This is a genomic window from Nonomuraea sp. MG754425, from assembly GCF_021699195.1.
Classification (GTDB): Bacteria; Actinomycetota; Actinomycetes; order Streptosporangiales; family Streptosporangiaceae; genus Nonomuraea.
Genome location: NZ_SSXE01000625.1, coordinates 1 through 224 on the forward strand (window position 1 = coordinate 1; position 224 = coordinate 224).

General features: G+C 68.3%; 1 protein-coding gene. It reads right to left on the reverse strand.

The features are described from left to right. Positions 1-5: 5 nt before the first annotated feature. Positions 6-194: a CbtB domain-containing protein gene (locus tag FAF44_RS54250; protein ID WP_237111259.1), complete on the reverse strand. Its 189-nt coding sequence runs from the start codon at positions 192-194 to the stop codon at positions 6-8. Between the last annotated feature and the right edge of the window lie 30 nt (positions 195-224).

The following is a 224-nucleotide window of genomic DNA, read 5'->3' on the forward strand; positions in this document are numbered from 1 at the left end:
GCCCCTCAGTGGCAGGGCACGCCGAGCAGGTGGCGCCCGTCGTGCATCAGCTCGTGCAGGAGTGTGCCCGTCTGGGAGACGGCGCCGTTGTCCATGAGGACGAGGTAGGCGAGGAGCAGGAGCACGGGTACGGCCAGGAGCCATGGCCGCAGGCGGGGAAGGGGGATGGTCGATGGAGTGGACAGTCCACTCATGTCAGGCCTCCTCAGGGTGACGCGTCCCAT